This window comes from Gordonia liuliyuniae (assembly GCF_021738805.1).
In the GTDB taxonomy this organism is placed as follows: Bacteria; Actinomycetota; Actinomycetes; order Mycobacteriales; family Mycobacteriaceae; genus Gordonia; species Gordonia liuliyuniae.
The window spans coordinates 242,561-257,977 of sequence record NZ_JAKKOR010000003.1 but is presented as its reverse complement, the minus strand read 5'-3'; the positions used below and the strand labels follow the sequence as shown (position 1 = coordinate 257,977).

The window sequence follows — 15,417 nt, the reverse complement described above, 5'->3', positions numbered from 1 at the left end:
GAGTTCACGCATGGTGGAGAACCCGCGACCGGCCGACAGTCATGACCGAATCCGAGTGAGCGGTGCTCGCGTCAACAACCTCAAAGACGTCGACGTCGAACTACCCAAGCGACGCCTGACGGTCTTCACTGGCGTGTCCGGGTCCGGGAAGAGCTCGCTGGTGTTCGGCACGATCGCGGCCGAGTCGCAGCGGCTCATCAACGAGACGTACAGCGCATTCGTTCAAGGCTTCATGCCGAGTCTCGGACGGCCCGACGTCGACCTGCTCGACGGCATTACGACGGCGATCATCGTCGACCAGGAGCGGATCGGCGGCAACCCGAGATCTACCGTCGGCACGATCACCGACGCGAACTCGATGCTCCGGATCCTCTTCAGCCGGCTCGGCACACCCCCGGTGCCGACGGCGAATGCCTTGTCGTTCAACGTGCCGTCGGTCTCCGGCGGCGGTGTGATCAAAGCGGAGGGAAAGAAGGCTGCGAAGGCGTCGTTCGAACGCGTCGGCGGAATGTGCCCGCGGTGCGAAGGCATGGGGACGGTCTCGGACATCGACCTCACGCAGATCTACGACGCCGACAAGTCACTCAACCAGGGCGCAATCACGGTGCCCGGTTTCAGCGCCGACGGCTGGTACGGCCGCGTGTACGGCGGTTCGGGCTTCTTCGATCCGGACAAGCCGATCGGTGAGTACACCACACGTGAACTCGACGATCTGTTGTACAAGGAGTCCGTCAAGATCAAGGTCGACGGCATCAACATCACCTACGAGGGGCTGATCCCTCGGATCACCAAGTCGATGCTGTCCAAGGACATCGACTCCGTCCAACCGCACATCCGCGCGTTCATCGAACGGGCCGTGACCGCCGATACCTGTCCGGACTGCGGCGGCACCCGGCTCGCCGAACACGCTCGCGAGTGCCGCATCGACGGGATCAGCGTCGCCGACGCGTGCGCGATGCAGATCTCCGACCTCGCCGCGTGGGTCGGCGGCCTGTCGGAGCCGAACGTCGCGCCACTGCTGACCAAGCTGCACGCGACGCTCGAGTCGTTTGTCGAGATCGGGCTCGGGTACCTCGCGCTGGACCGGCCGACAGGCACCTTGTCCGGGGGCGAGGCGCAGCGCACCAAAATGATCCGCCACCTCGGATCGGCGCTGACGGATGTCACATACGTCTTCGACGAGCCGAGCATCGGACTGCACCCGCACGACATCGCACGCATGAACGATCTCCTGCTGCGCCTGCGCGACAAGGGGAACACGGTCCTCGTGGTCGAGCACAAGCCGGAGACCATCGCCATCGCCGATCACGCCGTCGACATCGGGCCGCGCGCGGGCGCCGACGGAGGCGAGATCTGTTACGAGGGCGACGTGGCCGGGCTGGCGGCGAGCGACACACTGACCGGACAGCATCTGGGCTATCGCAGTTCCCTCAAGGCAGACTTCCGGACACCGACCGGCGCCATCGAGATTCGCGGAGCGTCGACGAACAATCTGCGCGACGTCGACGTCGACGTCCCCCTGGGCGTCCTCGTAGTCGTCACCGGCGTCGCGGGGTCGGGCAAGAGTTCGCTGATCCACGGCAGCATGCCCGCGTCAGCAGATGTCGTCACGATCGATCAGACGGCGATCCGCGGATCGAGACGGAGCAACCCGGCCACATACACCGGGCTGCTCGACCCGATCCGCAAGACCTTCGCGAAGGTCAACTCCGTCAAACCCGCGTTGTTCAGCGCCAACTCCGAGGGCGCCTGCCCCACGTGCAAGGGCAACGGCGTGATCTACACCGATCTCGCGACGATGGCCGGGGTCGCGACGGTGTGCGACGACTGCGAGGGCAAACGTTTCGCCGCAGGCGTCCTCGACTACCGGGTGGACGGCCGCGACATCAGTGACGTCCTCGCCATGTCCGTCGACGAGGCCCTGGACTACTTCGACGACGGCGAGGCCAGGACTCCTGCCGCGCACAAGATCCTGGTCCGTCTGCACGACGTCGGTCTCGGCTATCTGACGCTCGGCCAACCGTTGACGACCCTGTCCGGCGGGGAGCGTCAACGGATCAAGTTGGCGACGGCGATGGCGGAGAAGGCGACGACGTATGTGCTCGACGAGCCAACGACCGGCCTCCACCTCGCCGACGTCGACCAGCTGTTGCGGCTGCTCGATCGGCTCGTCGACGCGGGCAAGTCGGTGATCGTTATCGAACACCACCAGGCGGTCATGGCGCATGCCGACTGGATCATCGACGTCGGCCCAGGCGCCGGCCAGGACGGCGGCACCGTGGTGTTCGAGGGCACGCCGGCCGACCTCGTCGGCGAACGAGCCACCGTGACCGGTGAGCACCTCGCGGCCTACACCGGCGTCTGATCCGCCTGTGCTTCGTCCGCTGCCTCGCCGCCGTCTGACACGCCCCCTGACACGTCGACGGGCACGCCCCCTGACACGTCGACCGCGGTGACCTTCGGGGTCCGGTTCCCAGTGAACAGCGAGAAGATCGCCCCGAGGACACAGCACACGACTGCGAACCAGAACGCGGCCGACAGACCGTCGGCGAACGGTTCGGAGATCAAGTGTGGGAAGAAGTCCAGGCCGGTGAGGTGGTCCATGTCGACGCCCGGCATTGATCCACTGCCCGTGAGTAGTTCCTGAATCGGGTTGTAACCCAAGAACGCGGCGAACAGGATGCCGACGGTCGGTAGGTTCGCCACCGTCTCGGCTTGATCGGCGGGCACGCCGTTCTCGGTGAGTCCGGAGAACATCACGTCGGGCAGGTTCGACGAGAGACCCACGATCATGAGGGAGAAGAACAATCCGATCGACAGCACCATCGCGGCGTTCTGGAACGTCGTCATCATGCCCGCGCCCGAGCCCCGCGAGGTGGCGGGCAGCGAGTTCATCACCTCCGCCCGGTTCGGCGAGCTGAATAGGCCCATTCCGATTCCGTTGATCAACAGGATCACCGCGAAGGCGGGGTACGCGAAGTCGACGGGCAGCAGAATCAACGCGACGAAGGTGCCCGCGGTGATCAGCATGCCGAGCGTGGTGAACCACTTGGTGCCCAGCTTGTCCGACAGCGCGCCGGACACCGGTGCGACGAAGAGGAAGCCGATGGTCATCGGAACCATGTAGATGCCCGCCCACAGCGGAGTCTGCGAATAGTCGTATCCGTGCTGGGGGAGCCAGATGCCCTGCAACCAGATGATCAGGATGAACTGGAGACCGCCGCGACCGATCGACGCCATCAGGTTCGCCGCGTTGCCCGCCGTGAACGACCGATTGCGGAATAGGCTGAGCTCGAAGAGGGGGCTGTCGACGCGCGTCTCGATCCAGGTGAAGACGACGAGTACGAGGACTCCGCCGATCAGCCCGGTCAGGACCAGCGGGTTGGCCCACCCCATGTTGGAACCACCGTACGGCTGTATCCCGTAGGTGATGGCGACGAGGATCGCGATGAGACCGATCGCGAATGTCAGGTTGCCCCACCAGTCCATCTTCGCTTTGGTGCGGACGCCCGTGTCGCGGAGCTTGAGGTACGCCCACACCGTGCCGACGAGTCCGAACGGGACCGACACGAGGAAGATGTAGTGCCACTGGATCGGTGCGAGGAGGCCTCCGACGAGTAGACCGAGGAACGAACCGGCGATCGCGGCGACACCGTTGATGCCCATCGCAAGCCCGCGCTGGTGGGCCGGAAACGCGTCGGTCAGAATCGCCGACGAATTGGCCATCAGGAAGGCACCGCCCACGCCCTGAACGACGCGCCAGACGATGAGCCAGATGGCTGCTTCGGCACCGTCGAACCAGGTGATGGCCAGGAAGATCGACGAGATCGTGAAGATCAGGAAACCCAGGTTGTACATGCGGGCCCGCCCGAACATGTCGCCGAGGCGGCCGAAGCTGACGACGAGGACCGCGGTGACGACGAGGAATCCCATCATCATCCACAGCAGGTAACTGGTGTTCGACGGAGTCAACGGGTTGAGGCCGATGCCTTTGAAGATGTCCGGCAGCGCGATCAGCACGATCGAGCTGTTGATCGTCGCGATGAGCATGCCGAGGGTGGTGTTCGACAGCGCTATCCACTTGTAGTGGGGGTCGTCGCCGGCCTGTGGTGAATCGCTGTGGGATCTCGCTGGTGGGGACGAGGTCATAAAATGGCGTCCTTCTGTCGATCGGAGGAGTCGAGTCCGGGAGCGAGTGCTGTCGACAGCAGTCGCAGGCCTGCGTCGACGGTGTCTCGGTCGGCGGGAGACATCGTCTCGAGTGCGTCGGCGAGTGCGCGAGCGCGGACGAGCCGCATGTCGGCGATGACCGCTCGCCCCTGGGCGGTGGGTTGGACGAGCTTCGCGCGAGCGTCGTCGGGATCGCCGACGCGCTCGACGTAGCCTCGATCGACGAGGTTCGCGACGATCTTCGACATGGTCGGTGCCGCGACCGATTCGGCCACGGCCAGCGCGGTCACCCGGATGGGGGCGTTGTTGATGATCGTCCAGAGGGTGGCGGCGCCACCCGCGGAGAGTCCCGAACCGGCGGCTTTGGCGCGCAACGTCCGGGTGATGCGGGTGAGATGTCGGTACATGCCTGCGACGTCGTCGGCGAACGTCTCGCTGGTCTGCTCGTCTTGCATCGTAGATCGTCTCCCTCGTCGAACTCGGAGAATACTATTAGTTGCCAACAGCTAACTACAGTCGGACAACGGCGACACAAAAGAAGAATCCCCTCCGCGATGACTGCGGAGGGGACTCTTCTGAGCAGGTCAGGCAGCGTGCTGCGACAGGTGCGTCGTATGGCCGATGGTCACTGGACTGTCCTGCATGGTCTGCATGAAACGCAGTTGCTCGGCCCGTCCGCGGGCAGAGGCGCGGACGCTGCCGCCCGGCAGCAGCTTGGCGATCGAGTGCAGGGTGTTCACCGGAATCCGAAGGATCGGGTACCAGGGGACCGTTCGGGTCGGCAGGCCGAGGGTCCGCATTGCGCCGCGTCCCAGGAAGAACGCGCTGACCGACAGGTGCTGCGACTGGGCTATCCGACGGCGGAGCGTCTGGAACCTCGGATAGTGCCACCGCAGCGGGTCGTCCGCCATCGGCCTCGCCAGTTGGGCGGACGTCTCATCGGGGGTGGAGAGCGCAGCCGACGTGTGGTGCAGGATGCGGATGCCGTCCCGGAAGTCCACGGGCAGGAATTCGTCGGCGACGCCCATGAGCCACCCGACGTATCGGGCCAAGTGCGCGACGGCCTGGTATTCCGCCGGCGTGTTGAACAATCCCATCGCGAGTCCGCCGACCATCGGCGCGATGAGTGAACCGACCATGGTCGCAGCCATGTCCGCCTGGTTGATCGGGAGCCCCCACTCGTCCGAGTCCCAGTCGTCCATCGCGGCGACGTGCCTGCGCACGAGGGAGTGGATGAACCGGACGCGCAGGGTGGACCGATAACCGACACCCTGCGCGAGCAGGCCTCCCTCCTCGATCACGTCCAGCGCCCACTGCGACGTCTCGGCGAACCGGGTGTTCGACCCCTTCTCCAGTGCGCCGGTGCGCAGCAGCGTCTGGTTGAAGCCGGAGAACGCGTAGCCGCCGACGAGCGCGACGTCACGTGCGACGTACAGTCCGTCGGCGCCGCCGCTGTTCATCGTCCGCGCCGCGGTCTCGAGCTTGCGTTGATCGACCCAGTCGGGTGTCCGTTCGACGATGGCGAAGAAGCCGCGCAGATACTCCGGCGCGTCGGGGACAGCGTCGATGCCGTGCTCGAGAGCCTGTTCGTACATCGGACGGAGGGCTCGGATTCCCGCGCCCTTGATCATCTCGTCCACGACGTGATCCATCAGTGGATCGCCCTCCGTGAGGGCTTCGCCGATGCGCGCGAACTCCGCGTCGGTGACGGGATGAATGCGCAGGAGTCGGGCGAATCCGTCGACGCCGACCGGTACTCGTTGCGGGGAGTCGGGATGCCTGCGAGGAATGCCTGCGCTCATTCGCGTGACCTCAGTTCGACGATTTAATGGATAACGAGCGTTTCCCAAACTAGTGCGGACTAGAATGCGATGTCAATGACACGCAGAGAAGTAGTCCGTGATTACGGCGGAGTGAGCGCTGGTGACCGTCGTGATGATCGACGCCGGCGGTTGGTCGCCGCGGGCCGGCGAATCTGGGGCGATTCTGGGATCGGCGACGTCACCGTCCGCGGAACGGCTCGCGAAGCCGGCCTCGCGTACCGGTACTTTTATGAGCACTTCCCCAACCGGGACGCGCTCATTGTCGCCGTCGCCGACGAGGTGCGCACCGAACTGGTGACGACCCTCATCGAGTCGAGCGTCGAAGCCGGCGGCGGAACTGAGCAACAGTTGCGGGTCGCGCTCCGCGCGTTCCTGTCCGTGATCGCCGACGATCCGCAGATGTTCCGGATCATGACCAGTGACGACGCAGGTGTCGAGGGGCTCGATCGTCGTCGCCGCGACACGCTGGACCTGGTCGCCGAAGCCGTTGTCGCGAACCTCGCCGAACAGTCGGACGCCGCGGAGACGGACTTGCGTCGCACCGCCCGGTTCGCGGTCGGTGGCGTCTACCGCCTGATGGAGACGTGGCTCGTCGAGCGCGACGTCGAGGCCGACGAGTTGGCCGACATCTGTACACGGTTGGCGATGTCGCTGACGACAGTTCGGCGGTCGTAGTGAGTCAGCGGTCGTAGGGATTCAGCGTCGTAGGGATTCAGCGGTCGTAGTGAGTCAGCGGTCGTAGGCGTCGAATAGTTTGCGCCGTTCGTACCACCGTTTGCTGAAGGTGGCCTCCCGCACCGACTCCTCGCTGTCGAAGTTGGAACCGAGCGCGCCCGCGATGGTGCCGAGCGATGCTGCAAACCACCCCAGCCGCACATAGCTCCACGTTCCGACGTCGTGTCCGAGCTGACTGGCGAAGTACGCCGAATCGACGACGACGAACGCCAGCGCGGTGAGTCCCGCCACGAGCAGGACGTGCATGAGGGCGACAGCCGAACAGACCGTGATCACCGTCGACGCGTTGTCCACGGCGCGTCCCGGTGGGTGCGGCCGGGCCGAATGAGTCCAGAGCCCGTTGCTCACGATCAGCCATGCGGCGAGGGCCGTGACGACTACGAGGCTGATCGCGCTCAGCCGGGCGAGCGCGAGAGCGTCCGCGATCTGCCAGACGCTGCCGTAGAAGATGCCGAACGCACCGGATGCGAGGCCGACCGCGGTGCAGCCGGTCAGCGCGCCCAGCATGCGGCTGGGGCGGTTACTGTGCACCATGCCCGCAAGCATCGCGAGACGTCCTGCCAGGCTGGAGATCTCGCGCTTGGGCACGACGTCGTCCGACGGTTGCCGCCCCGCCGACACGGCCGCGACGAGCCCCGTCAGCAGTCGGCCGGTGCGAGCACGCTGGCGCCACACGCCCAGTGCGGGCACGAAGACGACGGTCGCCGGGTCGGGACTGCACACCTCGTAGCGGATCGGCCTGCCGCCGCGGTGATGCGTCAGATCCGTCAGATAGACGACGACGTCCCACTCGTTGCGCTCCATCAGGGCGGGTGCCTGCGCAGCGAGAGGGATCTCGCCGTCCGGGTCGACTGGAAGCACTTCCTGGCTGCGCCTAACTTCCCACTGACCGCCGACATCCCGACGCAGGTCACGCGCGAGGCGCTCGCAGACGGACGCCGCAATGCGGTTCGGGACACCCCGGTCGGCCATCAGCCCGACGACTGTCACGTCATCACTCATCGACCCGAACGTACTGCATGAGCTTCTGGTTTTCACCCATGTTTGACCAGCGCGGTTCCCGGGAACTCGTCAGTTATGGACTCACTCGGCACAGATGATTCAATCGATCCTCGCGCGCCAGGGAAGGCCGGGCCGATCCCGTATCCAGGGCACACCTCACAGATGGACGAGCAGCCGTCCGACGAGATGCGCTCGTACCATGGCCGGGGGCTGCTGGCCGACAAGTGCGCCCTCGTGACCGGGGGCGACTCGGGCATCGGGCGAGCCGTCTCGGTGGCGTTCGCGAAGGAGGGCGCCGACGTCGCGATCGCGTACCTCTCGGAAAGCGACGACGCCGCGAAGACCGTCGAACTCGTCGAGGAGCAGGGGCGCCGAGGTGTGGCCTACCCTGGCGACCTCGCCGAGCCCGACCACTGCTCCGACGTCGTCGCGAGGACGGTCGCCGACCTCGGCGGACTCGATGTCCTCGTCAACAACGTCGCGTATCAGGCGCCCGTAGACGACTTCGCAGAGTTGACCGACGAGCAGTGGCGGCGGACGTTCGCGGTCAACATCGACAGCTTCTTCCATACGACGCGCGCGGCGCTTGAGCATCTGACGCCTGGCGGGTCGATCATCAACACCGGCTCCGTGAACGGGCTGCGCGGAAACAAGACGTTGATCGACTACGCCGCGACCAAGGGGGCAGTCCACACGCTCACCAAGTCGCTCGCGCAAGCGTTGCTCGATCGGAAGATCCGCGTCAACTGTGTGGCGCCCGGGCCGGTGTAGACGCCGCTCATCCCGGCGACGCTTCCCGACGAGGACGTCGAGCATTTCGGCGAACAGGCGCCGTACGGTCGCGCCGCGCAACCGGACGAGATCGCGCCGTCGTACGTGTTCTTCGCGTCCCCGCTCCTGTCGTCGTACTACACGGGGGAGGTTCTCTCACCGATTGGCGGCGAGACGCACCCCGGCTGATCACCGATCCGACCCGCATCAGAGTCGACTGTCACATCTGAGCGACCCTGTCGTACAGCCATCCGCCCGACAGAAGGAGGAGAAGATGCCGAAGACAGACAAGAAGGGCCGTCCGCGTCGTTCCGAACTGCCCGATACCGTGGCACGTTCGTCCGCGAAGGCGCAGCGGACCTTCGCCGAGGCGCACGACAGCGCCCTCAAGGAGTACGACTCCGAGGAGAGCGCACACCGTGTCGCGTACGCCGCCCTGAAGCACTCGTACGAACGGGTCGGCGACCGGTGGGTCGCCAAGTCGTCCCGCGGACCGTCCGACCAGCGGGACAAGAGCGGCGGCCCGAACGCGTCGGGAAAGAGCCACTCCGGGGTGAACGCCGAGGCGACCAAGGACCATCTCCTTCACGTCGCACGAGACCTCGACATTCGTGGACGCTCCACGATGCGCAAGGGCGAGTTGATCGACGCCATCGAAGACGCCAACGCCCACAGCGCCCGATCGGCACGCAAGAAGAACTGACAAGCCACGCAGAAGGACACGCCACGCAGAGGGAAGCGCCGCTCGACGAAGATCGTCGAGCGGCGCTCACCTGTCGGTCGGGTCAGCGAGCGGTCGAGGCGGCCCCCGCCTCGGTGGCCTGCGCAGCGTGCGGCAAGTCGCCGAACGGGTCTTCCAGGTGTGCCCGCATGAACCACTGGAATTTCTCGAGTTCCCCAGTCTGCCCGATCAGCATGTCTTCGGACACGGGGTCGATCTTGCCCGCCAGTTCGATCGCCGCGCGGTGTGATCCGACGACGCCGTCGTAGACGACGTCGAGCGCCGCGAGGTGTGCGGTCACGGTGTCGCGGCCGAGGCTGTAGTCGTCCCATGTCCGGTTGTCGGCGATCGCTGCGGTCGTACCGCACGGCGAACCACCGAGTGCGGCGATCCTCTCGGCGAGATCGTCAGCGAACCCGCGTACGGTCTCCACCTGGGGGTCGATCATCTGGTGGACGCCGATAAACGACGGACCGACCACGTTCCAATGCACATGTTTGAGAGTCAGGTGGAGATCGCTGAGGGCGCTCAACCGCCCTTGAAGTGCGGCGATCAACCTCTCCGAGTCGTTGGTGTTGGTGTTGTTGGCGATGGTGTGCTGAACGGTCATCGCGGTAGTGCTCCCTTCGTTGATCATGCAGGCGATGTCATCGAGGATCCGGCGATTCGTCGCGGTGGACGCGGCGGCCGTGGAACTCGCGCTCGTACTCAGCCGCCTCTTCGGCGGTGACCTCGGGAACGATCGGATCGTGTCCCGGACGGTCGAGTGAGTCGTCGGCGGTCAGACGTGTGCGAGCGAACACCAGGCAGCTGATGCCGATGATTCCGAATACGACGGTCGCCACGATCCACGGCGTAACCATCATGTCGAATCCGGCAGCGGCGATCGTCACCGCGAGTGATGCCACCGCGAGGAGAAGTGCGCCGTAGCCGACGAGTCCGACCGCCTTGAGCGGCCGAGCCGTCCGCGCGAACAGGTGTGACCGTACCGGGTCGGTCGGGCCGCCGTTCGCGGGCCCGCTCCCGCCGCCCGGGGTTGGTTCGACGTTCATGGAGAAGACCTCCCATAGATCGTGACGATCGGTGACCGTCATATTCGGCGATTGGAGCTCAGCGCACTGGTTGTGCGCTCAGGACCAAGGAGTACCCGGTCACGCTCATCGGCAAACACTGCACCGCGAGTACCGGCGGTGTTCTCCTCGTTCACGGCAGCGGGCGAGGTCTCCGAACGCTAATGTCAGTACAGTGACGAACTCAACCAACGCGGGAGCGGATTCGGCGAGCCAGAGGGCATCGGGAACTCGCGTCGGCAGTTTCCGGTACTGGTTCGACGAGGACCGGTGGGAGTGGTCGGACGAAGTGGCCGCGATACACGGGTACCGGCCGGGAGAAGTGCAGCCGACGACCGCGCTGCTCATCTCGCACAAGCACATCGACGACCGCCAATCGTTCACCGAACTCGTGCGGACCATGCGCGAGAGGCGAACGCACTTCTCCAGTCGGCATCGCATCGTCGACACGGCGGGCCGCGTTCATCACGTCGTCGTGATGGGTCGCACGTTCCGGGGTCGAGACGGCGAGGTGGCCGGTACCGGCGGCTTCTACGTCGATCTCGGGCCCGCGGTCGACGACACGGTCCGTGACCGCGTCGACGAACAGGTACAGCACTTCCGCGCCCGGGGAGCAGTCATCGAGCAGGCGAAGGGCATGCTCATGCTCGTCTACGGCATCGACGACGACCGCGCGTTCGACGTGCTCCGCTGGCTCTCGCAGTCGCGCAACGTGCCCGTCGTCGACGTCTGTCGAACGATCGTCGAGGGCGCGTTGGCTGATCCGTGCATACCGGAGAGCGTCCGGCGCGAGTTCGACCTCGTCGTGCTGAGCGGCTCGGCAGAATCCGAGCCGTAGACCGGCTCGGCACCTACCGGTCTCGGCCGTGGCGGCTGCCGCGGTAGGCGGCGCGCCGGATGTCGGTCAACCGCCCGGGCACCGGTTCCACCGAGTGGGGGGTGATCGACGGGTCGAATGCGATGTCGTCGGCGACGACGTCTCCGCCGAATACGACGGTCGCGAGCTGCGTCCACTGGCCGCGGTCGCGGCTCGCGGTGACGGACAGGGTCGCTTCTTGGGTGTGGAGTGCGGCCGCGAGCGAATCGAGATCCAGTCCGGGCGGTGTCGGTGGGCAGGTGAGTCGTCCCGCGATTCGCCAGGTCGCCTCGTCATGCCGGAACTCGGTCAGGGCGGACACATCGATCCGGCCCCACCCGCGGGTCGGTGTCGGAATCGGAATGCCTGCAACCCGACGCACCGGCCCCGTCATGAGCAGATCCCAGGGTCCCGAGTCACTGGTGACGAGAACGGTCTCGGGCGCGAAGCGCACGGCGACACCGACGAGGTCGGGCAGTGCGCCCGGCGCACCGATGCCCTTCGAGACGCGGAGGGTGACCGGTCCGGATCCGATCGGCAGCACACCGCGCTCGACGGTCGCCGAACCCGGCAACGTCAGTCCGCGGCGGTGCACCGCCCGGCCACTGCGCAGACTCGCGACGGCGTGCCCGATCCGTTCCGCGGCGCCGGTGAACCTCGACCCGGTCATGGCCTTCTCCTGACTGTGGTGTGACGGTCTATGGCGGGCACTATCGCTGCGCGGCTAGGACGGCGGGCGGGCACTATCGCTGCGCAGTGAGGGCGAGGGGGAGCGCGATGAGCATCAACGCGAGAAGAGCCCACGCAGCGCCCTGCCAGTACACCCACATCCGCCCGCGCCGATACGCGGCGAAACCGATGCCCAGCGCCAGCAGGCCGCCCACGCCGAACACCCCCGGCACCGAAGCTCCGAGTACCACGCTCGTGCCGCCGGTCGCCGCGAAGACGACGAGCAGGACGGCGCCGACCACGAGCACCGCAGCCGCATAGCGGGCCGCGGCGCGAAACGAGTTCGGATCGGACCACCGCTTCTCGGCGTCCCGCCGTCCGGCGCTCGGCGTGTCTGGCGTCATGCCGGACGAGTACCCAGTCGACCGTCAGTTCAATCATCCGGACTTCAACCATCGGGGCTCAACCGTCAGCGGCAGGGCTGTTGCGCGCGGTGATCTCGATGGTGTTGCCGTCGGGATCGACGACGACGGCGTAACCGGGCCGATCCGGATACGGTGGGCTCGGCGTCGAGGCGCCGAGCGCGACGAACCGTTCGACCGCCGCCGTCACGTCCTGGGTGTCCCACCCGCGTATCCCGATGTGTGTCGGACGGGGCTGTGTCTGATGCCCTGGCGGGGCGGCGACGACCAATCGCGTGCGATCATCGTCGTCGACCAGTTCGATGTCCTGGCCCTCGCGCTTGCCCTCGCCGCCACGTCGGCGCCGAGTCAGGTGCAGCGCACGGCTCCAGAACTCCGCGGTGCGATCGATGTCGTCGGTTGCCAGGCGGTGCGGCGTGTCGGACTCGAGGATGAACATGGGTCCCTTCGTGGCGCGTGGGCGATTCTCGACGTCTGGGTTCCCCGCCACTGTCGGGCCGAAACACTCGGCTCCCCACAACGGATGTGGTCATAGCGTGGTGTGGTCACACCAGCAGTCCGTGCCGACGTGCGGCAACTACGGCCTCCCGACGGTTCCGGACTTCCAGTTTGGTCATAATCGTGCGGAGGTACGACTTGACGGTCTCCGGGCGCAGTCCGAGCCGATCGGCGATCTCACCGTTGCCGCACCCGAGCGCCACATGGCTGAGCACCTCGTACTCGCGCGGGGACAGGTGCGGGCCGTCACAATCGTGCGCGGTACCGGCGCCGCGCAAAACCTTCTCGACGCCGTGCAAGCGTTCGGCTAGAGCAGGATCCGCCGTCGAACGGGCGATGTCGGCGAGCTCGACATAGCTGGAGATGATCGCCTCGGACACCCCGGCCGGGACTGGGAGCGACTGCGCGGCAGCTGATTCCGCGATGAGTGCGACGCGACGATCGACCTCGTCGCGGATCTCGATCTCGCCTGCCAGCCGGGCAGCGGATGTCGCGATCCGGTTGATCGCGAGGTCCCCGATCAGTTCGACGCGCCGCAGACCGCCGTAGATCACCGCGCGCGTGCGGCCGCGGACGACCGCTGGCACGGCCAGCAGCGACTCGATGCCTTCGCCTGCGACCTCCCGGTCGTACTCGTGGGTGATTTCGGACGAGTTCGCGTAGTCGGCGACGGCGCCGACCCGACCCTCGGCGATCGCACGTCCACCGAGCCCGCGCGAGGAATCGATCACCAGATTCTGCAGGATACGGCTGCGCGTGCCGACGAACCCGGTGAGCAACGCGCTCGCACGCTCGCCGACCAGGCCGCCGAACATCACCGGCAGACCGGCGTTGCGGCCCCCCGCGCGCAAGACGGCGGCGAGAGCGTCGGCATCGCTCGGGCGTTTGGTGTCCATCGTCTCTCTCTGCCGCCCCCTCGCCAATCGTGCCAGATCACCCTACCTACTTTCGGGGGTGGTGGCCGGGCCCGGCGTGGACCTACCGTCAAGAATCGAGCCCGTCCAAGATGCATCGACCGGAGGAACCGTGATGGCACCCGTCCCGAACCGCAGTGAACTGAGCCCGCTCCGATTCCTCGAGCGTGCCGCCGATGTCTTCGGCGACAAGGAGGCGATCGTCTACGGCTCGCGGCGGTGGACCTACACCGAGTTCGCTGCGGAAGCGCAGGCGATGGCCCGGGTCCTGCGAGATCACATCGACGACGGCGACCGCGTCGCGTTCCTGACGCCGAACCTGCCGGAGACACTGGTCGCGAACTTCGGCGTCCCGCTGTCCGGTGGCGTCCTCGTCGCATTGAACTCGAGGCTCGCCGGACCCGAACTCGTCTACATCCTCGACCACGCCGAGGCCACCACCCTGTTCTACGATGCAGAGTTCCGTGACGTGGTCGCCGCCATCGTCGGGCAGCTGCCGAAGCTGACGACACTCGTCGAGATCACCGACACCGAGTTCGGTCCCACGCCATCGGAGACGACCGTCGACGGGGCCGTCTCGTACACCGATTACCTCGCCTGTGCGGGCGCCCTCGACTCGCCGCCCATCCCGTGGGTCGTCGACGACGAGAGCCGCATCATCAGCATCAACTACACGTCCGGCACTACCGGTAAGCCCAAAGGCGTCATGTACACCCATCGCGGCGCCTACCTGAATTCGTTCGGCGAGACGTTCCACAACAGCTTCACGCCCGAGACCCGCTATCTGTGGACGTTGCCGATGTTCCACTGCAACGGCTGGTGCACGCCGTGGGCGGTCACCCAGGCGTCGGGCACCCACATCTGTCTGCGTGCGGTGCGCGGCGACGCGATCTGGGACGCGATCGACGATCTCGGCGTCTCTCACCTGTGCGGTGCGCCGACGGTGTGCACGACCATCGTCAGCGCCGATCGCGCCCATGCACTCGACGCGCCGTTGTACATCACCACGGCCGGGGCTCCGCCGTCGCCGACGGTCATCGGTCAGCTCGAGGCGATCGGCGTCACAGTCGTCCACGTGTATGGACTCACCGAGGTGTACGGACCGTACACGATCTGCGAGTACCAGCCTGCGTGGGACGATCTGCCCGCCGACGAGCGGGCGGGGAGGCTGTCGCGCCAAGGCGTCGGCATGGTGCAGGCCGAGGCGGCACGCGTCGTCGACAGCGAGATGAACGACGTGGCCGCAGACGGCGAGACCATGGGCGAGATCGTCCTGCGCGGCAACAACGTGATGGCGGGGTACTACAAGAATCCGGAGGCCACCGAGGAGGCGTTCGTCGGCGGCTGGTTCCATTCCGGCGATCTCGGGGTCATGCACCCCGACGGCTACATCCAGTTGAAGGATCGGGCCAAGGACATCGTGATCTCCGGAGGCGAGAACATCTCGACGGTGGAGGTGGAGCAGGCTCTCGTCAGTCACGACGCGATCCTCGATGTCGCGGTGATCGGCGTGGCGGACGCGAAGTGGGGTGAACGGCCCCGTGCCTATGCTCAGCGCAGGCCGGGCGAAATGGTGTCCGCGGACGAGTTGATCGCCCACGCCCGCAAACTGCTCGCTGGATACAAGATTCCGCGAGACATCGTGTTCGTCGACGATCTGCCCCGCACCTCGACCGGCAAGATCCTCAAGTTCACGTTGCGAGAGCAGGCCAAGCGAGAAGCCTGAGAGATCGCACCTGTCGATCGAGCATCACGACGGCGGGCCG

Annotated in this window: 15 protein-coding genes and 1 pseudogene; 6 read left to right on the top strand and 10 right to left on the bottom strand. The window is 66.3% G+C overall.

Features of this window, described 5'->3' with window-relative positions:
* Nucleotides 1–10: 10 nt before the first annotated feature.
* A complete protein-coding gene (locus tag L5G33_RS05175; RefSeq protein WP_236997084.1) occupies nt 11–2,365 on the top strand; it encodes an ATP-binding cassette domain-containing protein in 2,355 nt (784 codons plus the stop codon).
* On the opposite strand, the gene L5G33_RS05170 is transcribed toward L5G33_RS05175, so the two are convergent.
* The 3 genes from L5G33_RS05170 to L5G33_RS05160 all read right to left on the bottom strand — a co-directional run bounded on the left by L5G33_RS05170 (nt 2,350) and on the right by L5G33_RS05160 (nt 5,972).
* A complete protein-coding gene (locus tag L5G33_RS05170; RefSeq protein ID WP_236997083.1) occupies nt 2,350–4,149 on the bottom strand; it encodes an MFS transporter in 1,800 nt (599 codons plus the stop codon). The two genes, L5G33_RS05175 and L5G33_RS05170, sit on opposite strands and share 16 nt — an antisense overlap.
* Nucleotides 4,146–4,625, bottom strand: a complete 480-nt coding sequence (locus tag L5G33_RS05165) for a MarR family winged helix-turn-helix transcriptional regulator (protein ID WP_236997082.1) — start codon at nt 4,623–4,625, stop codon at nt 4,146–4,148. The genes L5G33_RS05170 and L5G33_RS05165 overlap by 4 nt, the downstream gene beginning before the upstream one ends.
* A 129-nt stretch (nt 4,626–4,754) precedes the next feature.
* A complete protein-coding gene (locus L5G33_RS05160; protein WP_236997081.1) occupies nt 4,755–5,972 on the bottom strand; it encodes an oxygenase MpaB family protein in 1,218 nt (405 codons plus the stop codon).
* Nucleotides 5,973–6,047: 75 nt separating this feature from the next.
* On the opposite strand from L5G33_RS05160, the gene L5G33_RS05155 reads away from it, so the two are divergent.
* Entirely contained in the window at nt 6,048–6,668 is a 621-nt protein-coding gene (locus L5G33_RS05155; RefSeq protein WP_236997080.1) for a TetR/AcrR family transcriptional regulator, read from the top strand.
* 54 nt (nt 6,669–6,722) lie between these two features.
* Here L5G33_RS05155 and L5G33_RS05150 read toward each other — a convergent pair whose 3' ends face one another.
* A complete protein-coding gene (locus L5G33_RS05150; RefSeq protein ID WP_236997079.1) occupies nt 6,723–7,730 on the bottom strand; it encodes a hypothetical protein in 1,008 nt (335 codons plus the stop codon).
* A gap of 75 nt (nt 7,731–7,805) precedes the next feature.
* On the opposite strand from L5G33_RS05150, the pseudogene L5G33_RS05145 reads away from it, so the two are divergent.
* Nucleotides 7,806–8,690: pseudogene (locus tag L5G33_RS05145) on the top strand (SDR family oxidoreductase).
* Nucleotides 8,691–8,775: 85 nt separating this feature from the next.
* Nucleotides 8,776–9,204, top strand: a complete 429-nt coding sequence (locus tag L5G33_RS05140; RefSeq protein WP_236997078.1) for a ChaB family protein — start codon at nt 8,776–8,778, stop codon at nt 9,202–9,204.
* Nucleotides 9,205–9,286: 82 nt separating this feature from the next.
* Here the strand turns inward: L5G33_RS05140 and L5G33_RS05135 are convergent, their stop codons facing one another.
* Both L5G33_RS05135 and L5G33_RS05130 read right to left on the bottom strand, forming a co-directional pair.
* Nucleotides 9,287–9,832, bottom strand: coding sequence for a Dps family protein (locus tag L5G33_RS05135; RefSeq protein ID WP_236997077.1), 546 nt, complete (start codon nt 9,830–9,832; stop codon nt 9,287–9,289).
* Between the two features lie 37 nt (nt 9,833–9,869).
* Nucleotides 9,870–10,274 carry a hypothetical protein gene (locus L5G33_RS05130; protein WP_236997076.1) on the bottom strand — a complete coding sequence of 135 codons (405 nt, stop codon included), beginning with the start codon at nt 10,272–10,274 and terminating at the stop codon, nt 9,870–9,872.
* Nucleotides 10,275–10,467: 193 nt separating this feature from the next.
* Between L5G33_RS05130 and L5G33_RS05125 the strand changes: the two genes are divergently transcribed.
* Nucleotides 10,468–11,130: a PAS and ANTAR domain-containing protein gene (locus L5G33_RS05125; RefSeq protein ID WP_236997075.1), complete on the top strand. Its 663-nt coding sequence runs from the start codon at nt 10,468–10,470 to the stop codon at nt 11,128–11,130.
* A 13-nt stretch (nt 11,131–11,143) separates the two neighbouring features.
* On the opposite strand, the gene L5G33_RS05120 is transcribed toward L5G33_RS05125, so the two are convergent.
* The 4 genes from L5G33_RS05120 to L5G33_RS05105 all read right to left on the bottom strand — a co-directional run bounded on the left by L5G33_RS05120 (nt 11,144) and on the right by L5G33_RS05105 (nt 13,633).
* A complete protein-coding gene (locus L5G33_RS05120; protein WP_236997074.1) occupies nt 11,144–11,818 on the bottom strand; it encodes a hypothetical protein in 675 nt (224 codons plus the stop codon).
* Between the two features lie 73 nt (nt 11,819–11,891).
* Nucleotides 11,892–12,221 (bottom strand): hypothetical protein, encoded by a 330-nt coding sequence (locus tag L5G33_RS05115; protein ID WP_236997073.1) that lies wholly within the window; start codon nt 12,219–12,221, stop codon nt 11,892–11,894.
* A gap of 58 nt (nt 12,222–12,279) precedes the next feature.
* The gene (locus tag L5G33_RS05110) at nt 12,280–12,678 is read right to left on the bottom strand and encodes a VOC family protein (RefSeq protein ID WP_236997072.1); all 399 of its coding nucleotides are present in this window, start codon (nt 12,676–12,678) and stop codon (nt 12,280–12,282) included.
* A 106-nt stretch (nt 12,679–12,784) separates the two neighbouring features.
* Entirely contained in the window at nt 12,785–13,633 is an 849-nt protein-coding gene (locus tag L5G33_RS05105) for a helix-turn-helix transcriptional regulator (RefSeq protein WP_236997071.1), read from the bottom strand.
* Between the two features lie 133 nt (nt 13,634–13,766).
* On the opposite strand from L5G33_RS05105, the gene L5G33_RS05100 reads away from it, so the two are divergent.
* A complete protein-coding gene (locus tag L5G33_RS05100) occupies nt 13,767–15,377 on the top strand; it encodes an AMP-binding protein (RefSeq protein WP_236997070.1) in 1,611 nt (536 codons plus the stop codon).
* The last annotated feature ends 40 nt before the right edge of the window (nt 15,378–15,417 follow it).